Origin of the sequence: Pseudomonas brassicacearum subsp. brassicacearum, from assembly GCF_008801605.1 — a bacterium.
GTDB classification, from domain to species: Bacteria; Pseudomonadota; Gammaproteobacteria; order Pseudomonadales; family Pseudomonadaceae; genus Aquipseudomonas; species Aquipseudomonas brassicacearum.
In genome coordinates this window covers 309,360-329,605 of the sequence record NZ_VZPJ01000004.1, presented here as the reverse complement: position 1 = coordinate 329,605, position 20,246 = coordinate 309,360, and the positions used below count along the sequence as shown (strand labels likewise).

Sequence of the window (20,246 nt, the reverse complement as noted above, 5' to 3'; positions counted from 1 at the left end):
TGCTACGTGGGGCTTGATGGCTTTCGGTGGCACAGCCCTTTTGAAATTGGCTGGTTCGCCCGCCTTACATATGCTCACTGGCTGCCAGTCTGCCGGTATCTACTGATGCATCTCCGTCACGGACATGGTGAACACCAACTTGGATCTGCCAGCGTTGGAATAGGAATGAGGTACATCGGTTTTCGCCACTGCCGAACTCCCCGCAGGGATGACCAACTCTGTTTCCCCTACCACGCATTTCAGCGTGCCTTTCTCCACATGAAACAGTTCAAGCGTGCCCTGAGGATGCCCCTGTGAAGCGAAAGATTCGCCTGGATGCATTTCCCAACGCCACAGCTCGATCATATTAGGGCCGGACGTTCCCGCCAGGAGGCGCGCCGTTCCTCCCAGGTCACCGGTCCAGAGCGTGGGGATGTCTTGGCTGTCGATGATATGGGCGGATGGGGCTTCGGTCACATTGACGATGTCTGCAACAGACAGTCCAAGCGCGGCGGCGATTTTGCAAAGGATGCCGATACTGGGGTTCGCCGTACATTTCTCTATTTCGACGACCATTCCTTTGCTCACCCCTGAGCGGCGGGAAAGCTCATCCAACGTGATCTTCTTTGCTTTGCGCGCCTGTTTGAGAGTGCGCGCGACGGCCAGGCTGACGGCTTGAGCGTCAGCACCAGAGGTAGTCGACAGGCTGGTATTGGTGGTCATTGATGAAGGTCATTAGAAAAAGGTGCTGGGATTTTCGGCCTTTATCAGTAGCTGCGTCAATCGGCTCAGCCGTTATATTAGATGATAGTGGTCATTATATTGACTTTATTGGTCGTCGCTGACTAGCATTAAATGACATTTAGGTTCCTGGAGGTTTTTGATGCTGTCCGTACTGCCGTTGATCGATCAAGCCGTTGCAGAATTGGCTCCGGAGTTCAGGGCCCTGAGCATTGTGGTGGGAGCTGCGCCGCTGATTCATCCTGAGGTTGCTCAGTCTGCGCTGGATCGCGCTTGCAAGGCCGTGCAGGAAGGTGGGCCAAGCTGGGGAGATGCGCACCTGGCCGCATGGGCGGAGACATTCCGAAAGTTCGGCGCAAAGCCGCAGCGGACGCCTTGTTCAGCTGAGGCGCTACGTAAACGGGTTTTACGTGACGGAAGCTTGCCGAGCCTGGATCCCATCGTCGATCTCTACAACGCAATCAGTATTGAGTACGCCATCCCTGTTGGCGGGGAAAACATTGAAGCCTATGTGGGCTCCCCACGGCTGGTAGTCGCCGATGGCACCGAGCCTTTTGACACCATGAAAGAGGGCGCTCCTGCTTTCGAGTATCCAGACCCCGGCGAGGTTGTCTGGCGCGATGACAAAGGCGTGACCTGCCGTCGCTGGAATTGGCGGCAAGGTGTCAGAACCCGTCTCGGTGCTGACGCGAAGAGCATGTGGTTCATTTTGGAGAGCTTGCCGGCGATGCCGCTTGAAGCCTTGACGGAAGCGGGGGACAAGCTGATCGAAGGGTTGCAGCAAATGATGCCAGGCGTCCAGATCGAAAGCTCACTGATTGGTCTTGGGGTCAAATAGTCGACAAGCCACTGCAAGGAGTGATGACGATGTTTACCGGCCTTAGTGCATTTCCTCTGACACCTATGAATGAGCGAGGGGTGGACGAAAATGCTTTTACCCGTCTTGTGCAGCAACTGGTGGCGGCGAAAGTAGATTCCATCGGGGCTCTCGGATCCACCGGAAGTTATGCGTATCTTTCTCGCGCCGAACGTTCTCGAGTTGCGCAGTTGGTGGTAGAGGCGGCGGAGGGTGTGCCTGTGATGGTGAGCATCGGAGCGCTGCGTACACGCGACGTTTTGCTGCTGGCCGAGGATGCGCAAGCCGTGGGAGTCAAAGCCTTATTGCTGCCACCCGTGTCGTATCAAAAACTGACTCAGGACGATGTTTTTTCGATGTACGAAATGGTTTCGGCCAACGTCTCAGTCCCGCTATGTGTCTATGACAATCCGGGTACCACCCATTTCGATTTTACCGATGAGTTACATGGGCGTATCGCGGAGTTACCCAACGTCAGATCAATCAAAATTCCGGGCGTCCCCGACGCGCCGCACCTGGCCAGGGAGCGCGTGGTACGTCTGCGAAAATTGATTCCGAGCCACGTGACGATCGGAATAAGCGGCGATGCGTTAGCGGCTATTGGCATGAATGCCGGCTGCGATGCCTGGTACTCCGTCATGGGCGGTTTGTTCCCCAACACAGCGCTCGCAATCACGCGAGCTGCATTGTCAGGGGACGCCGCTGAAGCCGCGCGCCTTTCTGAATCGTTGAAGCCGCTCTGGGCTTTGTTCAGGCAATTTGGCGGTAGCTTTCGAGTGATAGCAACAGCGGCGGAGCTTCTCGGGTTTACTCACTCTCCGAGTCTACCCCTGCCGCTCAGAACCATCGCCGGGGAAGGACGAGAGCAAATTGCTGCGGTGATTCAGGCGCTTGAATTGAGCTGAATGTTGACAGGGATGTTCTGCCTCACCCTTGGTGGGTGAGGCAGAAGTCCCAATATCTACAGCTTCAAAAACGTTGTGAAATGATCCTGGTGCCCCTCCAGAATGTCCCTTGGCAGGATTGTGCCAACAGCGCCTCGATGCTGCAGGCCATGAGAAAGTACATGAGCAAGGATTTGCTCCTTGGTCATGTTGCCGGGTTTGCCGTCCTTGAAGATAAATGCCACCGGGTCAGACAGCTCCGCTGCGGTGACTGATTTTGTGTAGTCAACAAACCACTGATTTGCCTTTGTGAATGCCTCTTCCAGCTGACGAAAGTCTTGCCTTTGCTCAGTGACAACGTCGTCAAATTCCTCCGGTTTACCTTGCAGTCTGGCGATGAACAACTGGTCCACAATATTGATGTGCCTGAGCCAATAACAGGCCTTCTCCATTTCCACAGGGAAGGACTGTGCAATGGGTGCTTTCAAGCACCGGAATAGCGCCTCCTCAGACCATGCCTTGTACTGATAAAGCGAGTGCAGCAGGTTTTTGGCACACATGGCGTTCTCCCATTTTCTAAGCGTCTTTCTAAGCGTCGTCGGCCCTTGGCACATCACAGGAGCTGGGACAAAGGGGGGGCGTGCAACGGAGCGGAATACCGTTGGCGAGATATAATAGTCACTATATTGACTTTTATAGTCAATGGTATGAAGCTTCATCAAAGGCGATTAACGCCGCCGCATTGAACTCCAACAGAGCCCCACCTTGCAGGTGGCCCGCTCGGAAATGGCTTGAGGGTGTCTTGGATCATGAAGTACGTCAGCACACGGACCCCTGGTAGAACATTCGATTTCAGCGAGGTGCTGATGGGGTCGTACGCGCCTGACGGTGGCTTGTACGTGCCCCACAAGGTGCCTCGCTTCAAAAAGGAGGAACTCTCAAAGCTCGAATGGTTGCCCTTTCATGAATTGGCTCGCTATGTAATCGAGCCATTTTTGGGGGGCTGGATCGAGCAAGGTCAGCTGTCCCGGATGCTTGAGGAGACCTTTGATTGTTTTAAAAGCAACGCAGTGACACCGCTGTACCAGACAGCAAGTAACGAGTGGATACTCGAGTTGTTTCATGGGCCGTCAGGCGTCTATCAAGACTTTGGCCTTCAATTGATGTCTCGCTTTATCAATCACGATTTGCTGAAGTTTGGAAAGAAAACGCTGATGGTAGGTTGTACAGGCGGAGATACAGGGGTTGCTGCAATAAAAGCATTTTCGGGAATGAAGGGCGTTACTGTGTTGGTGTTACATCCCGCCAAGGGTTTAACCATGGAGGATCGCCGACGTTTACTGAGTAAGGACGAAGGAAATGTTGTCAACATTGCGGTCGACGGAGATTATTCTGATTGTCATCGTTTGTGTGAGCAGTTCCTGAAACAAAATAATGATGCGCAGCAGTATCTTATTTCGTTCAACTCAGTGCATTGGGTTCGCATACTCGCGCACCTGTCCTTCTATTTTTATTCCGCTCTTCAGCTCGGCGCGCCTAAAAGAGAGGTTGCTTTCAGTGTGCCGACTGGGAATTTTGGCGCCCTGTACGCTGGTTATATTGCCAAGCAAATGGGGCTGCCCATCCGACAGCTAATCGTTGCCACGAATGCTAACGCCGGATTGCATAACTTTCTCCAATCAAATCTGTACAGTCGAAATGAGATTCGTACGACCAGAACGCCCACTATGAATGTTTCATTAGCCTCTAATTTTGAGCGCCTGCAGTGGAGTATTTTAAATCGATGTGGAGAAAAAGTAGCTCGTAATATGCAGTTGTTAGAAGGCGAGGGCACCATCAACTTAGAGCAGGGTGAATGGTTGGAGGCGCGCAAATTGTTTGACTCACTGGCTGTGGACGATGCGGACGCATTCAGTTGTATTCATGAGGTCTTTGCACAGAGTGGGTATCTTGTCAGCCCCAATACCGCTATCGGCTTGCGCGCTGCACGTGCGAGCAGGCGCAGCTTGCTGATCCCCATGATTTGCCTGGCGACGACACATCCGTCGAAGATTGGCGTTGCAACCCATAAGTCGGAGATTGTCGGCCACCTGAATACAGGCGGTGCTCCTGCAGTCGCCGAACAAGACTGTACTTCAATTGCTAACGACATCAGGGCGCTGACCTCGCTGGTCAAGGCCTTATCCAAAGACACGGAGTCTCACTCGTTATAAGTTCGGAGCCAGAGATGAAACGTGTTTTAGATAAAGTTGATGAAAAAATTTTGGAAGAACTCACCCGAAATGCACGGTTGGCCCACAACGATATTGCCCTAAAAGTTAATTTGTCCAGGAATGCAGTCAGGCTGCGGATTGAGCGACTGGAACGTGATGGTTATGTCCGAGGCTACACAATTATTAAAGGTATGCCCTCAGCCGATGCAGGCCCCATTAATGCATTGATCTTCGTTTATCGTCAAGACCGTATGCGAGATTCAGAAGTTGTTCGCTCCGTTGGTGCAATGCCTGAAGTCATTTCCTGCAATGTGATGAGTGGCGACCTTGATATCGTACTGACGGTTCAGGCGATGAATGCAGATCGTATCCACAGGGTATGGAGTGAAATTTCGGCGTTGCCGGGTGTCCTGAACACCGTGACCTCTTTTGTGCTGTCCAGCACTAAGTAGCAAGTTGCGTTGTTGCGTGAGCATTTTGCTCGTAACAACGTTCTGTTTGCCATATTCGTAAAGTTAAGTTGGCGGATTACTATCTCAGCACCACAACATAACAATGAGAACCCTGTCGTGACTGAATACAAAATTGCGTTGCTTGGTTTTGGTGGCGTTAACCGCGCGCTGACTCAGCTTATTGCCGATAAGAATTCGCGCTGGGCGGATGAGTTAGGTTTTACGTTGAAGATTGTCGGTATCAGTGACCTTTACCTCGGCTCAATCATTAACAAAGACGGCTTGGATGCTCATGAATTGGCTGCAGTGCCTGCTGCTAAAGGCGGCTTCAGGACGCTACCCGGCGGCAGTGCTGAACCGGCGAACGAAACCGTTATCCGTTTCTCAGGTGCCGATATTGTGGCTGAAGCAACCTTCACCAATCCTGTGGATGGTGAACCGGCTACTACCTTCTGCCGCTGGGCGTTGGAGAAGGGCGTCAGTGTCGTGACCACCAACAAAGGGCCTGTGGCGTTGCATGCACAAAGCTTGAAGGCGCTGGCCGATAGCGCCGGTGCCCGCTTTGAATTTGAAGGTTCTGTCATGAGCGGAACCCCGGTTATCCGTTTGGCCAAGGAGTCACTGGCAGGCTCGGAAATCACCGGCTTCAAAGGGATCCTCAACGGCACGTCAAACTTTGTCCTCTCCAGCATGGAGATGGGGTTGGACTTCTCGAGTGCTGTCGCAAAAGCCCAGGAGTTGGGTTATGCCGAAGCCGATCCAACAGCGGATGTAGAAGGGCACGATGTGCGCTTGAAGGTCGTCATCCTCGCCAATGAACTACTGGGCGCAAAACTCAAACCAAGCGATGTCTTGTGCAAAGGGATCTCTGAAATCACGGCCAAGGATGTCGCCGAGGCAACGAAAGCGAATGCCCGTTGGAAGCTGATTGGCAGTGCAGAGAAACGGAGCGATGGCTCGATTTCGGCCTCGGTGAGTCCTCAGTTGTTGCCATCCGGTGACGCGCTGTCAGCAGTCAGCGGAGCCACCAACGCAATCACGTTCAACACGGCCATTCTCGGTCCCGTCACTGTGGTGGGGGCGGGGGCAGGTCGTTTTGAAACCGCCTTTGCCTTACTGGCCGACATCGTGAGCATTCACAACCACAAAACCACGTCAGGTAAGTAATCATGAATAGCTTGAGTCTCTCGCTCGCTGCTGATTATAACGCCATTACGGTGCTCAGCCCGTTTGACGGCAGCAAGGTGGGTGAAGTGGCAGATATACCTGCATCGTCAGCTACCACGATAGTCGACACCGCCATCCTGGGGGCCCGGATTGCCAAGGATTTACCGCGGCATGAACGCGCACGCATTCTGGAGAAGGCCGCACACTCGGTTGAGCGTGATAAGGACGCCTTTGCCAGACTGATCGTTGCTGAGTCTGGCAAAACCTTGAAACAGGCGAGAAAGGAGGTGTTGCGCTGCGTCAACACCTTGAAGTTGTCGGCCGAGGAAGCCAAGCGCAATGCCGGTGAAGTCATCCCTTTCGATGCCTATGTCGGGTCTGAATCCCGTCAGGGGTGGTTCACTCGTGAACCGTTAGGCGTCATCGTCGCCATCACGCCTTACAACGACCCGCTTAATCTGGTCGCCCATAAATTGGGGCCTGCCATTGCGGGGGGAAATGCGGTTGTTCTCAAGCCGTCTGAGCTCACACCGCTATCAGCGATCAAGCTGGTGGAGTGCTTGATCGACGCGGGCCTGCCTCCGGTTGTCGTCACTGTCGCCACAGGCGGCGCCGCGTTGGGTAAGGCCCTGGTTGCTCACCGTGCCGTGCGCATGGTGTCGTTCACAGGCGGCTTTGTCACCGGTGAGCAGATCGCTCGCACAGCTGGCCTCAAGAAACTGGCGATGGACCTTGGCGGTAATGCACCAGTCATCGTGATGGCCGATTGTGATTTGGCTGAAACCGTCGACTCCTGCGTGTCAGGGGCTTTTTGGGCGGCAGGTCAAAACTGCATCGGTACTCAGCGGATCCTCATCGAGGCCCCTCTCTACGAAGTCTTCAAAACGCGCTTTGTTGAAAAGACCCGGCAGTTGATCGTAGGCAACCCTGCTGATGAGCAGACGGACGTAGGGCCCATGATTACCGAGGCGTCAGCCAAGCGTACCGAAGAGGTGGTAAATGACGCCATTGCCCAAGGTGCCACCTTGTTGTCTGGCAATACACGCATTGGTTCGCTCTATTCCCCCACTGTGCTGGAAGGCGTCAACCGCCATTGCAAGTTGTGGTGCGAGGAAGTGTTCAGTCCGGTTGTCATCCTTCAAAGCGTTGCGTCTCTGGATGAGGCATTGACGCTGGCTAACGAACCCGAATACAGCCTGCATGCCGGGATCTTCACCAGCAATCTGAACGTTGCAATGACTGCCGCTAAACGACTGGAGGCGGGCGGGGTGATGATCAACGACTCTTCCGATTATCGCTTTGATGCAATGCCTTTCGGCGGTTTCAAGTACGGGAGCATGGGTCGTGAGGGCGTGCGTTTCGCTTATGAGGATATGACGCAACCCAAGGTCATTTGTATTAACGGTGTGAGTGGAAGCTAAACAACTCGCTCGACTCAAGTACGAATCACACAACAATAAAGAGGAATCGACATGCGCCCCGATAAGCACAATCTTTCGACATTATCTGCAGCGACACTGGCTGTTCATGGCGGGAATGTCGCGGATGTCACCAGTGGCGCCGTCCGCACGCCATTGGTCATGGCAAACTCCTATCTCCTGCCTGAAGATCCGGCGACCATGGACTGGTCCAGCCCGGATGGTCTTGTGTACACGCGCAATCAAGGCCACAACCAAGTCTGCCTTGAGAAGAAACTCGCAGCCCTTGAGGGATGTGGCGACGCGGTGGTATTCGCGACCGGTGTCGCGGCTTTGCACTCGGTGTTTTTTTCATTTTTGAAAAGTGGCGACCACGTCATTGTCAGCGACATCACCTACCAGGCGGTCTGGCGGCTTTTCGCAGAACTCCTGCCTGAACGTTACGGTATTGAAGCAACGTTCGTGGACGTCGGGGACCTGGAGTTGGTGCGTAACGCCATTCGGCCCAATACCAAGCTGATCCATACCGAAACGATCGCCAACCCGACCACCAAAGTCGCAGATATTGCAGCGCTGGCTGAGATTGCCCATGCGCATGGCGCGCTTATCTCTGTGGACGCGACATTCACTCCTCCTCCTTTTTTCCGTGCCAGTGAGCACGGTGTCGACTTCGTCATTCACTCACTGACCAAGTACATCAATGGTCATGGTGATGCCATGGGTGGGGTGGTGATCGGCTCCAATCAGTTGATCAACAAGATCAAGAATGATGCGTTGGTTGACCTAGGCGCGACCATTTCCCCGTTCAATGCGTGGATGATCATGCGCGGTTCAGTCACGTTGCCATTGCGCTTGACGCAGTTGCTGAACACGGCCGAAAAGTTGGCCCAGTTTCTGGAAGGCGACGATCGGATTGCCTACGTCTATTACCCAGGTTTGCCTTCCCACCCGCAGCACGAGTTGGCGCGTCGGCAATTTGCGGGCAAGGGGTATGGGGCCGTGATGGCCTTTGCAGTAGAAGGCGATCCCGACACCCAGAACCGCTTTGTTTCGAACCTGCGCATCATCACATCGGCTGTTTCATTAGGGCATGACGAATCGCTGATCGTGCACGTGGGCGCAGAAGGGCGGGGTGGCTTTGACAAGTACCCTGAAGAGTTCCGCCAGTACGGTCATTTGCGTTTTTCTGTTGGGCTGGAAGATCCAGATGACTTGATCAAGGATATTACGTTCGCGCTGGATGCGACATTCAACTGATTTGAATACAGGCGTCACGCAACCAGGGTTTGGTCAACCCGTCTTTACCCCCGTGCTTGCGGGGGTCTTTTTAATAAGATTGATGTGTTAATTGTGTCTATACGAACTGTCTGTTTGTTGCTTGGGAGTTGCTTATGGCTTGGGTAAGTTTGATTGTTGCAGGGCTGTTTGAAGTGGTCTGGGCTTTTTCGATGAAACAATCTGAAGGGTTTACCCGATTAGTGCCAACGGTCATTACATTTGTCACGGTGATCGCCAGTTTTGCGTTGTTATCGTTCTCGATGAAGAGTTTGCCGTTGGGTACGGCGTATACCATCTGGACCGGCATCGGCGCGGTGGGTGCGTTTGCGGCGGGTATTTTCTTCATGGGTGAACCCGCCACGCTGCTGCGGATCGTGGCGGCTGTCTTGATTGTCAGTGGTTTGTTAATGATGAAGCTCGTGTCTGCTTGAAAGGCGAGCATTTTGCTCGTGATAACGTTCAGTTTGCCATATTCGTAAAGTCGCGACACTCGGGTAATGTTCAAGTCGAGGCTCTGGCCTTGGTAAATAATAATGAGTGTCACGTTTAACGCTGTCAGATGTTTACTGCCCTTAATCCAACTACAATATCTAGGGATGTACTTATGATTTCGCTAAAAAAGTTGTACTTGATTACGTGCTTGGCGTTGTGCACGAGTGCAGTGTCGGCCAAAGAATATTCCACCTTGCGCTTCGGCGTGGATGCCAACTATGCGCCGTTTGAGTCCAAGGCAGCAGATGGCAGCCTCAAGGGATTTGATATTGATTTGGGTAACGCGATCTGCGCCAAGCTTTCAGTCAAATGCATATGGGTGGAAAGCGATTTTGATGGCCTGATTCCGGGGCTCAGAGCCGGCAAGTTCGACGGGATCCTGTCATCCATGACCGTGACGGCCACCCGCGAAAAAGCCATCGATTTTTCAAACGAGCTGTTTTCCGGGTTCACCTCCTACGTGTTCAAGAAAGGGTCGGGCCTGAGCGCTGATGTGGCGTCGCTCAAAGGCAAAACGGTTGGCTACTTTCAGGGCAGCATCCAGGAAGCCTACGCCAAGGCCGTGCTGGACAAGGCCGGCGTAAAAATCCAGTCCTACCAGAACCAGGACCAGGTGTATTACGACCTGGTAGCGGGGCGGCTGGACGCCTCGTTGCAGGATACACTTCAAGCGCAAATGGGCTTTATCAAGTCAGCGCAGGGCACTGATTACGAAATGAGCCCTCCGGTAGAGAGTCCTTATCTTCCCTCCAAGACAGCCATCGGTATCGCCAAGGGCAATACAGAGCTCAAGGCCTTGTTGGATAAAGCGATCCAGGCCCTGCACGACGATGGCACCTATGATTCGATCCAGAAGCAGCACTTTGGCGATCTGAATCTTTACAGCGGCAAATAACCACCCGGCGCTCATCCGCCGGATGGGCGTTTATCGCTATAGGTTGTTGATCATGTTCGAAACACTAATAGGCGCATTGGGGCTCTCTGCATTCAGCCTTCAAGGCTTCGGCCCTCTGCTGCTCGAAGGCGCCTGGATGACCGTCAAGCTGTCCCTGTGCTCCCTGGTGCTCAGCGTATTGCTCGGGCTGATCGGGGCCAGCGCCAAACTTTCCAGCATCAAGCTGCTGCGCTTGCCGGCGCAGCTCTACACCACGCTGATTCGTGGGGTGCCCGATCTGGTACTGATGCTGTTGATTTTCTACAGCCTGCAAACCTGGCTGACGGTCATCACGGTGGCGTTGGGCTGGGAGTACATCGAAATCAATCCCTTCGTCGCAGGAATTATCACCCTTGGGTTTATCTACGGTGCCTATTTCACCGAAACCTTCCGCGGCGCCATGCTGGCAGTGCCCCGTGGCCAGGTCGAAGCCGCTACCGCCTATGGGTTAAGTCGTGCTCAGCGTTTTCGCTTTGTGGTGTTCCCGCAAATGATGCGGTTTGCCCTCCCGGGGCTGGGTAACAACTGGATGGTGATTCTCAAAGCCACCGCATTGGTGTCGATCATCGGCCTGGCTGACTTGGTTAAAGCTGCCCAGGACGCGGGAAAAAGCACCTATCAATTGTTCTTTTTCCTGGTTCTGGCTGCACTGACCTACCTGATCATCACCAGTGTCTCCAATTTCGTCCTGGGCTGCCTGGAAAAACACTACGCCGCGGGTTCACGGGAGGCGGTGCGATGATCGAACTACTGCAAGAGTACTGGCGGTCATTCGTCTACAGCGACGGCCAGCAAATTACCGGTCTAGCCATGACGTTGTGGTTGCTCAGTGCATCGCTGTTCATCGGCTTTGTCGTATCGATTCCACTGTCCATCGCTCGAGTCTCGCCGAGGTTTTACGTGCGCTGGCCGGTGCAGTTCTACACCTACCTGTTCAGGGGCACACCGCTCTATATCCAGCTGCTGATCTGCTACACCGGGATCTATAGCCTGGCAGCAATACGTGCTCAGCCTGTGTTGGATGCATTTTTTCGCGATGCGATGAACTGCACCATTCTTGCCTTCGCCTTGAACACGTGCGCCTACACCACAGAGATATTTGCCGGGGCCATTCGCAACATTGCCCATGGCGAGGTCGAGGCGGCAAAAGCGTATGGCCTCTCGGGATGGAAGCTCTATGCGTTTGTGATCATGCCGTCAGCCTTGCGTCGCTCGCTGCCGTATTACAGCAACGAAGTGATCTTGATGCTGCACTCGACCACGGTGGCATTCACCGCCACGGTACCGGACATTCTCAAAGTCGCCCGTGACGCGAACTCTGCGACCTTTTTAACCTTTCAATCGTTTGGGGTTGCGGCACTGATTTACCTGGCGGTGACCTTTACGCTGGTCGGCCTGTTCCGAATTGCCGAACGTCACTGGCTGGCTTTTTTAGGGCCGACTCACTGAGCCTTGTTTCTGACAGGGCTGCTCCCAATCCGCTTAGAGGATGATTGCGAACATGTACAAATTGACGGTTGACGGGCTACACAAAAGTTACGGTACCCATGAAGTACTCAAGGGCGTTTCCCTGCAAGCCAAAACGGGCGATGTCATCAGCCTGATCGGCGCCAGCGGCTCGGGAAAGAGTACGTTCCTGCGCTGTATCAATTTTCTCGAAACACCTAACGACGGTGCCATGAGCCTGGATGGCAAACCGATCTGCATGGTTAAAAATCATGCGGGATTGCGTGTGGCGGATGATCGCGAGCTGCAACGACTGCGTACCCGTTTGGCCATGGTCTTCCAGCATTTCAACCTGTGGGGGCATATGACCGTGCTGGAAAACATCACCATTGCCCCGCGTAGGGTGCTGGGTGTCAGCAAAAAAGACGCGGAGGACCGTGCCCGGCGATATCTGGAAAAAGTAGGGTTGCCGGCTCGTGTTGCCGATCAGTTCCCTGCCTTTCTTTCGGGCGGGCAGCAACAGCGGGTAGCGATCGCGCGTGCCCTTGCCATGGAGCCTGAGGTCATGCTGTTCGATGAGCCCACCTCGGCGCTCGACCCTGAAGTGGTGGGCGAGGTGTTGAAAGTCATCCAAGGGCTCGCTGAAGAGGGACGAACCATGATCATGGTGACCCATGAAATGGGGTTTGCACGCAAAGTGTCGAACCAACTGCTGTTTCTTCATCAGGGGCTGGTTGAAGAGCAGGGCGGACCTGAGATTCTGGATAGCCCCCGAAGCGAGCGCCTGCAGCAGTTTCTGTCCAACGGGCTGAAGTGAAACGCCTTGGCCATGGGGCTCTGGGGCATATCGACGAAGCAGTCATCAACCAACCTCGGTATCGAATAACAACTACAACACCCCGGACCTATGGATAAACCATGATGATTGCCAACCTGAAGTTCAGTCATAAGGTACTGCTTGCGGCATCATTCGTTGTTGTCGCAGCGTTTTCGCTTTTTACGCTTTACAACGACTCGATTCAGCGCAAAACGATCCGCACGAACCTTGAAAACCATCTTGAAGAGATGAGCAAGATCACGGCCGCAAGTGTTCAGTCCTGGCTCTCTGGACGGATACTGCTGGTTGATCATATTGCTCAGACCTTTGCCAGCGATCCAGTTCCGGAAAACGTCACGCGACTGCTTGAGCAGAGGTCAGTGCTATCAACGTTTACCTTCACTTATCTAGGCAGTCGTGACGGTAGTTACGCCATTCGACCGAAGGACGATTTACCCGCTGATTACGATCCTCGCACCCGTCCTTGGTATACGGACGCGATGGCTGCCGGAGGGACTACGCTGACCGAGCCGTACTTGGATGTGACGACGGGTCAGTTGATGATGACCATTGCAACTCCGGTCGGTCGCGACGGCCAGCCGCTTGGGGTGGTAGGCGGGGATCTGACGTTGCAAACGCTGGCGAAAATCGTCAGCTCGCTTGATCTGGGGGGAATCGGCTATGCCTTTCTGGTCAACGCCGAGGGCAGGGTGCTGGTTCATCCGGACAAAGATCGGGTGATGAAGCGGCTGAGCGATATCTATCCCCAAAGCACACCGTCACTCAGCACCCACATCAGTGAGACAGAGCAGGAAGGAGTCCCTCAAATCGTGATGTTTTCACCAATCAAGGGACTGCCTTCGGTGAACTGGTATGTCGGTTTGTCTATCGACAAAAGCAAAGCTTACAAGGCACTTGGTGATTTTCGCGCTTCTGCCATTTTGGCGATGGTCATTGCCGTGGTGATCACGCTGCTTCTGCTGGGCGTACTGATTCGCGTATTGATGCAGCCCCTGAGGCTGATGGGTAAAGCCATGCGTGATATCGCTCAGGGTGAGGGCGACCTTACCCGTCGCTTGAGTGTGCATTCAAAGGATGAGTTCGGAGAGCTGGCCGGCGACTTTAACCTTTTTGTTGAGCGTATCCAGCACTCAATACGTGAGGTCTCTTTTGCCACCGAGCAGGTTAATGAAGTGACTAAGCGCGTGATGCAGACTTCCAGCTCGTCCATGGACAACTCGGACAACCAGGCCAGTCGAACCAACAGTATTGTCGCAGCGATTAATGAACTGGGTGCGGCGGCCCAGGAAATTGCGCGTAGCGCTGGTGACGCTTCCCTTCAGGCGTCGGATGCCCGACGTCAGGCAGAAGGTGGCCGCGAGGTAGTGACACAAACGATAAATGCCATGGACAAGCTATCAGGAAAAATCCGCACGTCATGCAACAACATAGAGGTGCTGAACGGCAAGACGGAGAACATCGGGCGGATTCTTGAAGTGATCAAAGGCATTTCCGAACAGACCAACCTGTTGGCACTCAATGCCGCCATCGAGGCCGCGCGGGCGGGTGATGCCGGCCGCGGTTTTGCGGTGGTAGCTGACGAAGTTCGCAGCCTGGCTTACCGGACTCAGACGTCGGCCCAGGAAATCCATACGATGATTGAAGAGCTTCAGGTGGGCGCACGGGAGGCGGTACTCACCATGAATGAAAGTGAACGCTACAGTAAGGACGGCGTGATGATCGCCAACCAGGCAGGTGAGCGGCTGGGCAGTGTCAGTCAGCGTATCAGCGAAATTGACGGCATCAACCAGTCGGTGGCGACCGCGACTGAAGAGCAGACTTCGGTCATTGATTCGTTGAACGTTGACATCACCGAGATCAAAACCCTTAACCAGGAAGGGTTGGAAAACCTTCAAGCCACGCTGCTTGCTTGTGACGATCTTGAACGGCAAGCCACACGACTCAAGCAGTTGGTGGATGGCTTTCGAACTTAGGCCATCCTCGCAAGGGTTGGCTTTGAATCACGTGCGGGAGAACAGCAGCCTAAAACCTGCGGCGCCAAAGACCAACGCAAGGGTGCCTTCAATCCACCCGCGCGCCCTGCGATACCCCCGAATCATCGGTGCCGTGGAGAAAACGATCGCATAGCCGCAGAAAATAGTAATGCTCAACACGGCACAGCCAGCCAGGATGATTACAACCGTTTCAGGCGTCGCTTGTGGTCCTAAACCCAGTGTCATCGTTGCGATCCAACCCAGTAAAGCCTTTGGGTTGGTAAGGTGCATAAGCAAGCCCCGCCGGTAGAGGCCAAAGCCCGAGACGGTTGGTGCTGCGGCCAGCGCTTTCTCAATTTGCTCGTCAGGTGTCAGAGCAGAACGTCCCGCTTTCAGGGCTAGGAACAGCAAGTACGCTCCGCCGACGATCTTGAGTACGAAGAGTGCCTGGGTGAACTGAAGCAGAATGGCCGAGACGCCTGTGGCGGCCATTGATCCCCAAAAAAAAGAACCACTGATAACTCCGGCTGCAAGTATCAGCGCAGGTTTTCTGCCTTGGTGCATGGCAACGCCCATGATCCGCATATTGCTGGGACCCGGGCTTGCAGCTCCAACAATGTAGGCGGTAAAAACGAGTAGAAGGTGGTGAAAATCAAATGACATTAATGGCCCCTTGAGTGGTGCGTAATAACCAGCAGCTTAAGTGTTCACAAGCTATCCGTCATTGCGTTCTTTACTCGCATTTTCTGGCTGATTTAATTTTCATGTCATGGGACTGGATCGCGCTGAATGTGGTGTTTTCCATCGCCAACGTCCGGGATCGTGATACACCTTAGAAAACCGCGAAGAGGGAAGAGGTCAGCATGGACCGAGCAAAGGGGAACCGCCATTCTCGACAAAACCTTCGGCGTTCTTGAAGCGACTTGGGAGCGTCTCACTGAGTGAGACGCTGGCACGGCATAGTCCTCAGCCGAGTTTGCCCACGTCAATCCCATCACCAGTGTGTGACTTTTTCGAGATTGGGCTGCTGGACCTTAGGCTGGGGGCATCCTTTTCAAACCATCCCAAACATGCCCTCAGATTTGCCCCCCAGGTGTCTCATCCTCTGGAAGTGGATAGATCTCCATGGTCTATGAAAAGGCAGAAATGATCAACTGAACAGCCTGCCCGACGACGCCTAAAGACTCTCAGGGTCGCCAAAAAACATCTGAATCCGCGACCGCAACCACCGCTCCCCAGGGTCGTTGTCCTGGGAACCGCGCCAGGCCATGTGCAGCTCGAAGCTGCGCACCGGTATGGGTGGGTCTTCGGCGCGTACGCCGCCGGCGGCGGTCAGCGCGTCGGCCGTGTAGTCGGGCACGGTGGCGATGATGTCGGTGCCCGACAGCAGGGTGCTCAGACCGTTGAATTGCGGCACGGCCAGCACTACGTGGCGCTTGCGGTCGAGTTTCGCCAGCTCTTCATCGATGAAGCCGCTCAAGTCACCCGCGAAAGACACCAGGGCATGGGGCCGCGCGCAGAATTCGTCCAGGGTCAGTCGTCCCGGCGCGGTGTCGGCCCGCAATACTTTGGGCAAGCTGCGTCGCAAGACCTTGCGCTTGGCGTTGGCCGGCAGGTCGTCGGTGTAGCTGACGCCAATGGAGATTTCACCGGACGCCAGCAAACCAGGCATCAGGATGTAGTTGACCCGGCGCACCACCAGCACGATGCCGGGCGCTTCGGCGCGCAGGCGCTTGAGCAGCATCGGCAGCAGGGCGAATTCGGCGTCGTCCGACAGGCCGATGCGAAACACCGAGGTGCTGGTGGCCGGGTCAAATTCCGCTGCACGGCTGACCGCCGTGGAAATCGAATCCAGGGCCGGGGAGAGCAGGGCGAAGATCTCGACCGCCCGGGCCGAAGGCTCCATGCTGCGGCCGGTACGTACGAACAACGGGTCATCGAACAGGCTGCGCAGGCGCGACAGCGCGGCGCTGATGGCCGGTTGGCCTAGGAACAGTTTCTCGGCCGCGCGAGTCACACTGCGTTCATGCATCAATGTTTCGAACACGATCAACAGGTTCAGATCGACACGCCGCAGGTCATTACGATTCATCTGGGGTCCTGGCAGATTCGGTAAGCTTGACGTGAGCGGCCATATGGGAACAATGGCCGGCATGAATCTTACGGGGAAAGGCTGGTACTCTGCACCGGCTAATTGAGTTTTCTTAGGTTAAGTCCTACAGGATTGGTTGGTTTTTCTTACTGCGGAATCAATGACAGGCATGTCGACTATTAATAGCCACTGATGGTCTTGGGTACAAAGCCCGGATAGAGTTCATGGCATTAGAGGTTACTTTGACGAGGTTTGTGATGTCCCGCACGATCCGTTTTCACAAGTTTGGTGGTGCCGAGGTGCTCAAATGCGAAGAGCATGCGGCGGCTCTTCCTGCGCCAGGAGAAGTGCAGGTCCGTGTCGAAGCGATCGGCATCAGTTGGTACGACACCTTGTGGCGCCAGAACCTGGCGTCGTCCCAGGCACGTCTGCCTTCGGGCCTGGGCCATGAAATGGCCGGCGTGGTAACGGCCGTCGGCGACGGCGTCGATGACTTGGCCGTGGGCGACAAGGTCGCCAGTTTCCCGGCCGAGAGCCCGAACGATTATCCGGTGTACGGTGAGGTCATCGTGCTGCCACGCACCGCGCTGACCCGTTATCCCGACGTGCTCAGCCCGATCGAAGCCGCCGTGCATTACACGCCGCTGCTGATCGCATATTTCGCCTACATGGACCTGGCGCGGGTCAAGCCGGGGCAATTCGCCCTGGTCACCGATGCCAGTCATTGCGCCGGCCCTTCCTTCGTACAACTGGGCAAGGCCCTGGGTGTGCGGGTGATCGCGGCCACCAAGACGGCTGACGAGCGTGAGTACCTGTTGTCGCTGGGCGCCGAGAAGGTCATCGTCACCGAAGAGCAGGACTTGCTGATGCAAATCAACAAGCTCACCGACAACCGTGGCGTCGATGTGGTCTTCGACGGCCTCGGCGGGCCCCAGATGTCGCTGCTGGGTGACGTGTTGGCACCGCGTGGCAGCCTGGTGCTGTATGGCTTGCAGGGTGGCAACCAGACGCCGTTTCCAGCCTGCGCGGCGTTCCAGAAGAACATTCAGTTCTTTGTGCACTGCATCGGCAATTTCACTGGCAAGCCGGAACTGGGCATTCTCCAGGACCAGGTGGCCTTGCAACGAGCACTGCGCGATATCAATCAACTGACCGCCGACCGCGTGCTGTTGCCACTCAAGACTCGGGTCTTCCCATTCTCCGAGTTCGTCGAGGCTCACCGTTACATGGGCGAATGCCCTTGCCGTGAACGTGTTGCCCTTCAGGTCGTCGACCCGGCCTGAACCCTGTCTTGCGCAAGAGTCATCGCCCCGGGCTCTTGCGCTGCCTTCGCCCTGACACCCCATCCTTTCTTACGGCACCTCCTGCCTGGCGGTGCTGCGTTCGCACCTCACCATCTCGCGCCTTGAATGGCCTGTCCCGGTTCGCTCAAGACTGAAACGGTCTGTCGGCCAACATCTGAACTGGTTTTTGCCCTCAATCTGTATCTTCTAATCATTGTTTAAGTCTTGATAATTGAACGCTGATTTCCATATCAAGGAAGAAGTCGTGGTGCGGTATAACTTTTTCGAAGGTCTTCATCCTTCAAGATGCATTCAAGGGGTAACGAGCATTAACAGCTGCAGATATATCTATCGACCCTGGAGAAGACAGGGCGGGGTAGACTGCCAATTAAAGTTCGGCAAGTTCTTTGTTTCTTGTGCTCATTGTCTGTGGGACGTTGTCGGAATTCTCCTAGGACGTGCCGTCCGGTCGCTTGGGTCCCGTGTTTTCGGGGCTTTAGGCGGGAGTGTGAAGGGGCGTGAGCCTACTCTCGGTATATGTATCAAATAATTACGACAAGCAATGCTCGAGCGTATTGCTAATACTCTTTGAGTGCTAGAACAACCATCTAGATCAACACGTCGCGCAGTCACGTTGGTGCGGGTGCGACGCCGATAGTTGAATTTCCAGGTAAATGGCTATGAGTGCAATTCATGAGCAGGCAATGACTCACGTGTATCAACAGATACTGCAACGACTGTCAGGTTTTTATTCCCGGGCAGAACGTACCGCGTTGCAGCTTTTGATCCAGCGTTTAATTGTCGCCGCCGGAGGCATCGAGCGGATTGGCGATTACCGAGTGTTGACGGTCCAGAATGGGAGCAGGGAAAGTTTTTATGTGCTGACCGCCTTGCGGGCCGCACAGTTGAGCATCGCAGGGCGACATCCGGTGACCTTCACCTTGCGCGTCGCCACGCCACGCCTGAGCGAAACTACCCAGGCGACGCTGGAAAACATCCACCGCTGCTACAGCGCGCTGTTTGTCTACGATGATCCCCGGGTCGAATTGCTGATGGCCGATAACCGCGAGGTGTTGCCGTTCAATCACCGGCAGCCCCTGTCGATGGCGGGGCACGAAGCCAATCGCATGGACCTGCTGGTCCTGGGGCACCTTCGCGCGGTCGACAGCCCCTTGGAGATTGGGGACGACGGCTACCTGGCGATGGCCGAGTTCTATCGGCACATGGCCCGCTGGGAGTCGGGCGTGGATTCGTTGGTCAGCAGCGATACACCGCGCCAGCAAAAACAATTCATATCGGGCCTGCGCCGCGCGACTCGCAAGATCGGCCTGCTGACCGAGCACGCCTGCGGTTTCGACAACCTTTTTGCCCACCTCGACGCCCTGGGCGGTGATGTCTACCGGCATTTCTATGGGCCGGAGCGCCTCGATGCCTGGAAGCCCGAGGGTCACTTCGAGGCCTGCCGGCGAGTGGGCCACGTCGGCATCGACGACCTGATCGTCGATCGTTCGGAGGGAACCAACTGGCCGCTCTTCAACGAGTTCCTGCGGGTGCAGACCGAGGGGCTTGTGCCATCGGCGCCTGAAAACGAATACATCAGCCCGCTGCTGTCGGCCCATCTGCACGGCCTGCAGGCCTGCTACCTGCACGGACGCAGCTATGAAACCGGCTACGGCGACTACGCGCAGCGGGCGATCATGATCATGCACCGCAAGCAATTGCCGGAACACGTCTGCGAACAGGCTCGGGCGCTGTTCGGCTCGCCGTCGTCGATTCCCGAGCGTCGTGCCTACGCCGCCCTTGAAGCACAAAAGATCCTGGGGCTCAGTGAAACGCAACTGGTGTGCATGCTGTTCGCGCCCTTCGTGGGGCAGGGCACGGGCCTGGAGCATTTCCTGCGTTGCTGCCACCCCGGCATGCTGGTGGCGATGCCGGACCTGCACAAGGCCATGCAGGGCGCGACCGTCGCCGATCAGGTAGCGCAGTGGATGGTCGATGTCAGCGGCTTGCCCATCGACATCCTTGGCAAGCTGTACCGGGCGAGTGTTTCACTGCCGGAACAAGCGGAAAGCGCCCCGGGCGCCGATCCGCAGCAGGCCAATGACGGCGTTGACGCTGCAGAAGGCGGATCGGCTGCCGATGGGTTGCACGAACGCTCGGCAAGGCATTGAGGAACGAGGTTTGACGGACTCATCTACCT

The 20,246-nt window shown here is 55.3% G+C and carries 19 protein-coding genes; 15 read left to right on the top strand and 4 right to left on the bottom strand.

What is annotated here, in order from left to right; genetic code table 11:
- Positions 1 to 99 precede the first annotated feature (99 nt).
- Entirely contained in the window at positions 100 to 702 is a 603-nt protein-coding gene (locus F7R20_RS12515) for an XRE family transcriptional regulator (RefSeq protein WP_003202223.1), read from the bottom strand.
- A gap of 160 nt (positions 703 to 862) precedes the next feature.
- Here F7R20_RS12515 and F7R20_RS12510 point away from each other — a divergent pair, with 160 nt between their 5' ends.
- Both F7R20_RS12510 and F7R20_RS12505 read left to right on the top strand, forming a co-directional pair.
- A complete protein-coding gene (locus tag F7R20_RS12510; protein ID WP_003202221.1) occupies positions 863 to 1,558 on the top strand; it encodes a B3/B4 domain-containing protein in 696 nt (231 codons plus the stop codon).
- Positions 1,559 to 1,587: 29 nt separating this feature from the next.
- Positions 1,588 to 2,481 (top strand): dihydrodipicolinate synthase family protein, encoded by an 894-nt coding sequence (locus tag F7R20_RS12505; protein WP_013693452.1) that lies wholly within the window; start codon positions 1,588 to 1,590, stop codon positions 2,479 to 2,481.
- Positions 2,482 to 2,537: 56 nt separating this feature from the next.
- Here F7R20_RS12505 and F7R20_RS12500 read toward each other — a convergent pair whose 3' ends face one another.
- Entirely contained in the window at positions 2,538 to 3,020 is a 483-nt protein-coding gene (locus F7R20_RS12500) for a DinB family protein (protein ID WP_003202219.1), read from the bottom strand.
- A 249-nt stretch (positions 3,021 to 3,269) separates the two neighbouring features.
- Here F7R20_RS12500 and thrC point away from each other — a divergent pair, with 249 nt between their 5' ends.
- The 11 genes from thrC (at position 3,270) to F7R20_RS12445 (ending at position 14,671) form a co-directional block, all read left to right on the top strand.
- Positions 3,270 to 4,673: a threonine synthase gene (gene thrC / locus F7R20_RS12495; RefSeq protein ID WP_003202217.1), complete on the top strand. Its 1,404-nt coding sequence runs from the start codon at positions 3,270 to 3,272 to the stop codon at positions 4,671 to 4,673.
- A 14-nt stretch (positions 4,674 to 4,687) separates the two neighbouring features.
- Positions 4,688 to 5,125 (top strand): Lrp/AsnC family transcriptional regulator, encoded by a 438-nt coding sequence (locus tag F7R20_RS12490; protein ID WP_003202213.1) that lies wholly within the window; start codon positions 4,688 to 4,690, stop codon positions 5,123 to 5,125.
- A gap of 117 nt (positions 5,126 to 5,242) precedes the next feature.
- Positions 5,243 to 6,292, top strand: coding sequence for a homoserine dehydrogenase (locus tag F7R20_RS12485; protein ID WP_003202211.1), 1,050 nt, complete (start codon positions 5,243 to 5,245; stop codon positions 6,290 to 6,292).
- 2 nt (positions 6,293 to 6,294) lie between these two features.
- Positions 6,295 to 7,713 (top strand): aldehyde dehydrogenase family protein, encoded by a 1,419-nt coding sequence (locus F7R20_RS12480; RefSeq protein ID WP_003202209.1) that lies wholly within the window; start codon positions 6,295 to 6,297, stop codon positions 7,711 to 7,713.
- 51 nt (positions 7,714 to 7,764) lie between these two features.
- Positions 7,765 to 8,967 (top strand): trans-sulfuration enzyme family protein, encoded by a 1,203-nt coding sequence (locus tag F7R20_RS12475; protein WP_003202207.1) that lies wholly within the window; start codon positions 7,765 to 7,767, stop codon positions 8,965 to 8,967.
- Between the two features lie 134 nt (positions 8,968 to 9,101).
- Positions 9,102 to 9,419, top strand: coding sequence for a DMT family transporter (locus F7R20_RS12470; RefSeq protein WP_003202205.1), 318 nt, complete (start codon positions 9,102 to 9,104; stop codon positions 9,417 to 9,419).
- A gap of 173 nt (positions 9,420 to 9,592) precedes the next feature.
- Entirely contained in the window at positions 9,593 to 10,375 is a 783-nt protein-coding gene (locus tag F7R20_RS12465) for a transporter substrate-binding domain-containing protein (protein WP_003202203.1), read from the top strand.
- A gap of 52 nt (positions 10,376 to 10,427) precedes the next feature.
- Positions 10,428 to 11,156, top strand: a complete 729-nt coding sequence (locus F7R20_RS12460) for an ABC transporter permease (RefSeq protein WP_003202201.1) — start codon at positions 10,428 to 10,430, stop codon at positions 11,154 to 11,156.
- Positions 11,153 to 11,863, top strand: a complete 711-nt coding sequence (locus F7R20_RS12455) for an ABC transporter permease (RefSeq protein WP_003202199.1) — start codon at positions 11,153 to 11,155, stop codon at positions 11,861 to 11,863. Before F7R20_RS12460 ends, F7R20_RS12455 begins: the two co-directional genes overlap by 4 nt.
- A gap of 52 nt (positions 11,864 to 11,915) precedes the next feature.
- A complete protein-coding gene (locus F7R20_RS12450; RefSeq protein WP_003202197.1) occupies positions 11,916 to 12,677 on the top strand; it encodes an ABC transporter ATP-binding protein in 762 nt (253 codons plus the stop codon).
- 104 nt (positions 12,678 to 12,781) lie between these two features.
- Positions 12,782 to 14,671 carry a methyl-accepting chemotaxis protein gene (locus F7R20_RS12445; RefSeq protein WP_027911546.1) on the top strand — a complete coding sequence of 630 codons (1,890 nt, stop codon included), beginning with the start codon at positions 12,782 to 12,784 and terminating at the stop codon, positions 14,669 to 14,671.
- Positions 14,672 to 14,698: 27 nt separating this feature from the next.
- Here F7R20_RS12445 and F7R20_RS12440 read toward each other — a convergent pair whose 3' ends face one another.
- Positions 14,699 to 15,334, bottom strand: a complete 636-nt coding sequence (locus F7R20_RS12440) for a LysE family translocator (RefSeq protein WP_003202193.1) — start codon at positions 15,332 to 15,334, stop codon at positions 14,699 to 14,701.
- A gap of 514 nt (positions 15,335 to 15,848) precedes the next feature.
- Positions 15,849 to 16,763 carry a LysR family transcriptional regulator gene (locus F7R20_RS12435; RefSeq protein ID WP_003202191.1) on the bottom strand — a complete coding sequence of 305 codons (915 nt, stop codon included), beginning with the start codon at positions 16,761 to 16,763 and terminating at the stop codon, positions 15,849 to 15,851.
- A gap of 257 nt (positions 16,764 to 17,020) precedes the next feature.
- On the opposite strand from F7R20_RS12435, the gene F7R20_RS12430 reads away from it, so the two are divergent.
- A complete protein-coding gene (locus tag F7R20_RS12430; protein ID WP_003202189.1) occupies positions 17,021 to 18,046 on the top strand; it encodes a zinc-dependent alcohol dehydrogenase family protein in 1,026 nt (341 codons plus the stop codon).
- A 680-nt stretch (positions 18,047 to 18,726) separates the two neighbouring features.
- Complete coding sequence (locus F7R20_RS12425; protein WP_003202187.1) at positions 18,727 to 20,217, top strand: hypothetical protein; 1,491 nt, start codon at positions 18,727 to 18,729, stop codon at positions 20,215 to 20,217.
- Positions 20,218 to 20,246 lie beyond the last annotated feature (29 nt).

Excerpts from the sequence above, each read along its gene's own strand:
- F7R20_RS12480 (WP_003202209.1), top strand. The coding sequence starts at position 6,295 with ATGAATAGCTTGAGTCTCTCGCTCGCTGCTGATTATAACGCCATTACG.
- F7R20_RS12470 (WP_003202205.1), top strand. The coding sequence starts at position 9,102 with ATGGCTTGGGTAAGTTTGATTGTTGCAGGGCTGTTTGAAGTGGTCTGG.
- F7R20_RS12430 (WP_003202189.1), top strand. The coding sequence starts at position 17,021 with ATGTCCCGCACGATCCGTTTTCACAAGTTTGGTGGTGCCGAGGTGCTC.
- thrC (WP_003202217.1), top strand. The coding sequence starts at position 3,270 with ATGAAGTACGTCAGCACACGGACCCCTGGTAGAACATTCGATTTCAGC.
- F7R20_RS12490 (WP_003202213.1), top strand. The coding sequence starts at position 4,688 with ATGAAACGTGTTTTAGATAAAGTTGATGAAAAAATTTTGGAAGAACTC.
- F7R20_RS12510 (WP_003202221.1), top strand. The coding sequence starts at position 863 with ATGCTGTCCGTACTGCCGTTGATCGATCAAGCCGTTGCAGAATTGGCT.
- F7R20_RS12445 (WP_027911546.1), top strand. The coding sequence starts at position 12,782 with ATGATTGCCAACCTGAAGTTCAGTCATAAGGTACTGCTTGCGGCATCA.
- F7R20_RS12435 (WP_003202191.1), bottom strand. The coding sequence starts at position 16,763 with ATGAATCGTAATGACCTGCGGCGTGTCGATCTGAACCTGTTGATCGTG.
- F7R20_RS12460 (WP_003202201.1), top strand. The coding sequence starts at position 10,428 with ATGTTCGAAACACTAATAGGCGCATTGGGGCTCTCTGCATTCAGCCTT.
- F7R20_RS12440 (WP_003202193.1), bottom strand. The coding sequence starts at position 15,334 with ATGTCATTTGATTTTCACCACCTTCTACTCGTTTTTACCGCCTACATT.
- F7R20_RS12500 (WP_003202219.1), bottom strand. The coding sequence starts at position 3,020 with ATGTGTGCCAAAAACCTGCTGCACTCGCTTTATCAGTACAAGGCATGG.
- F7R20_RS12425 (WP_003202187.1), top strand. The coding sequence starts at position 18,727 with ATGAGTGCAATTCATGAGCAGGCAATGACTCACGTGTATCAACAGATA.
- F7R20_RS12455 (WP_003202199.1), top strand. The coding sequence starts at position 11,153 with ATGATCGAACTACTGCAAGAGTACTGGCGGTCATTCGTCTACAGCGAC.
- F7R20_RS12465 (WP_003202203.1), top strand. The coding sequence starts at position 9,593 with ATGATTTCGCTAAAAAAGTTGTACTTGATTACGTGCTTGGCGTTGTGC.
- F7R20_RS12515 (WP_003202223.1), bottom strand. The coding sequence starts at position 702 with ATGACCACCAATACCAGCCTGTCGACTACCTCTGGTGCTGACGCTCAA.
- F7R20_RS12450 (WP_003202197.1), top strand. The coding sequence starts at position 11,916 with ATGTACAAATTGACGGTTGACGGGCTACACAAAAGTTACGGTACCCAT.
- F7R20_RS12505 (WP_013693452.1), top strand. The coding sequence starts at position 1,588 with ATGTTTACCGGCCTTAGTGCATTTCCTCTGACACCTATGAATGAGCGA.
- F7R20_RS12475 (WP_003202207.1), top strand. The coding sequence starts at position 7,765 with ATGCGCCCCGATAAGCACAATCTTTCGACATTATCTGCAGCGACACTG.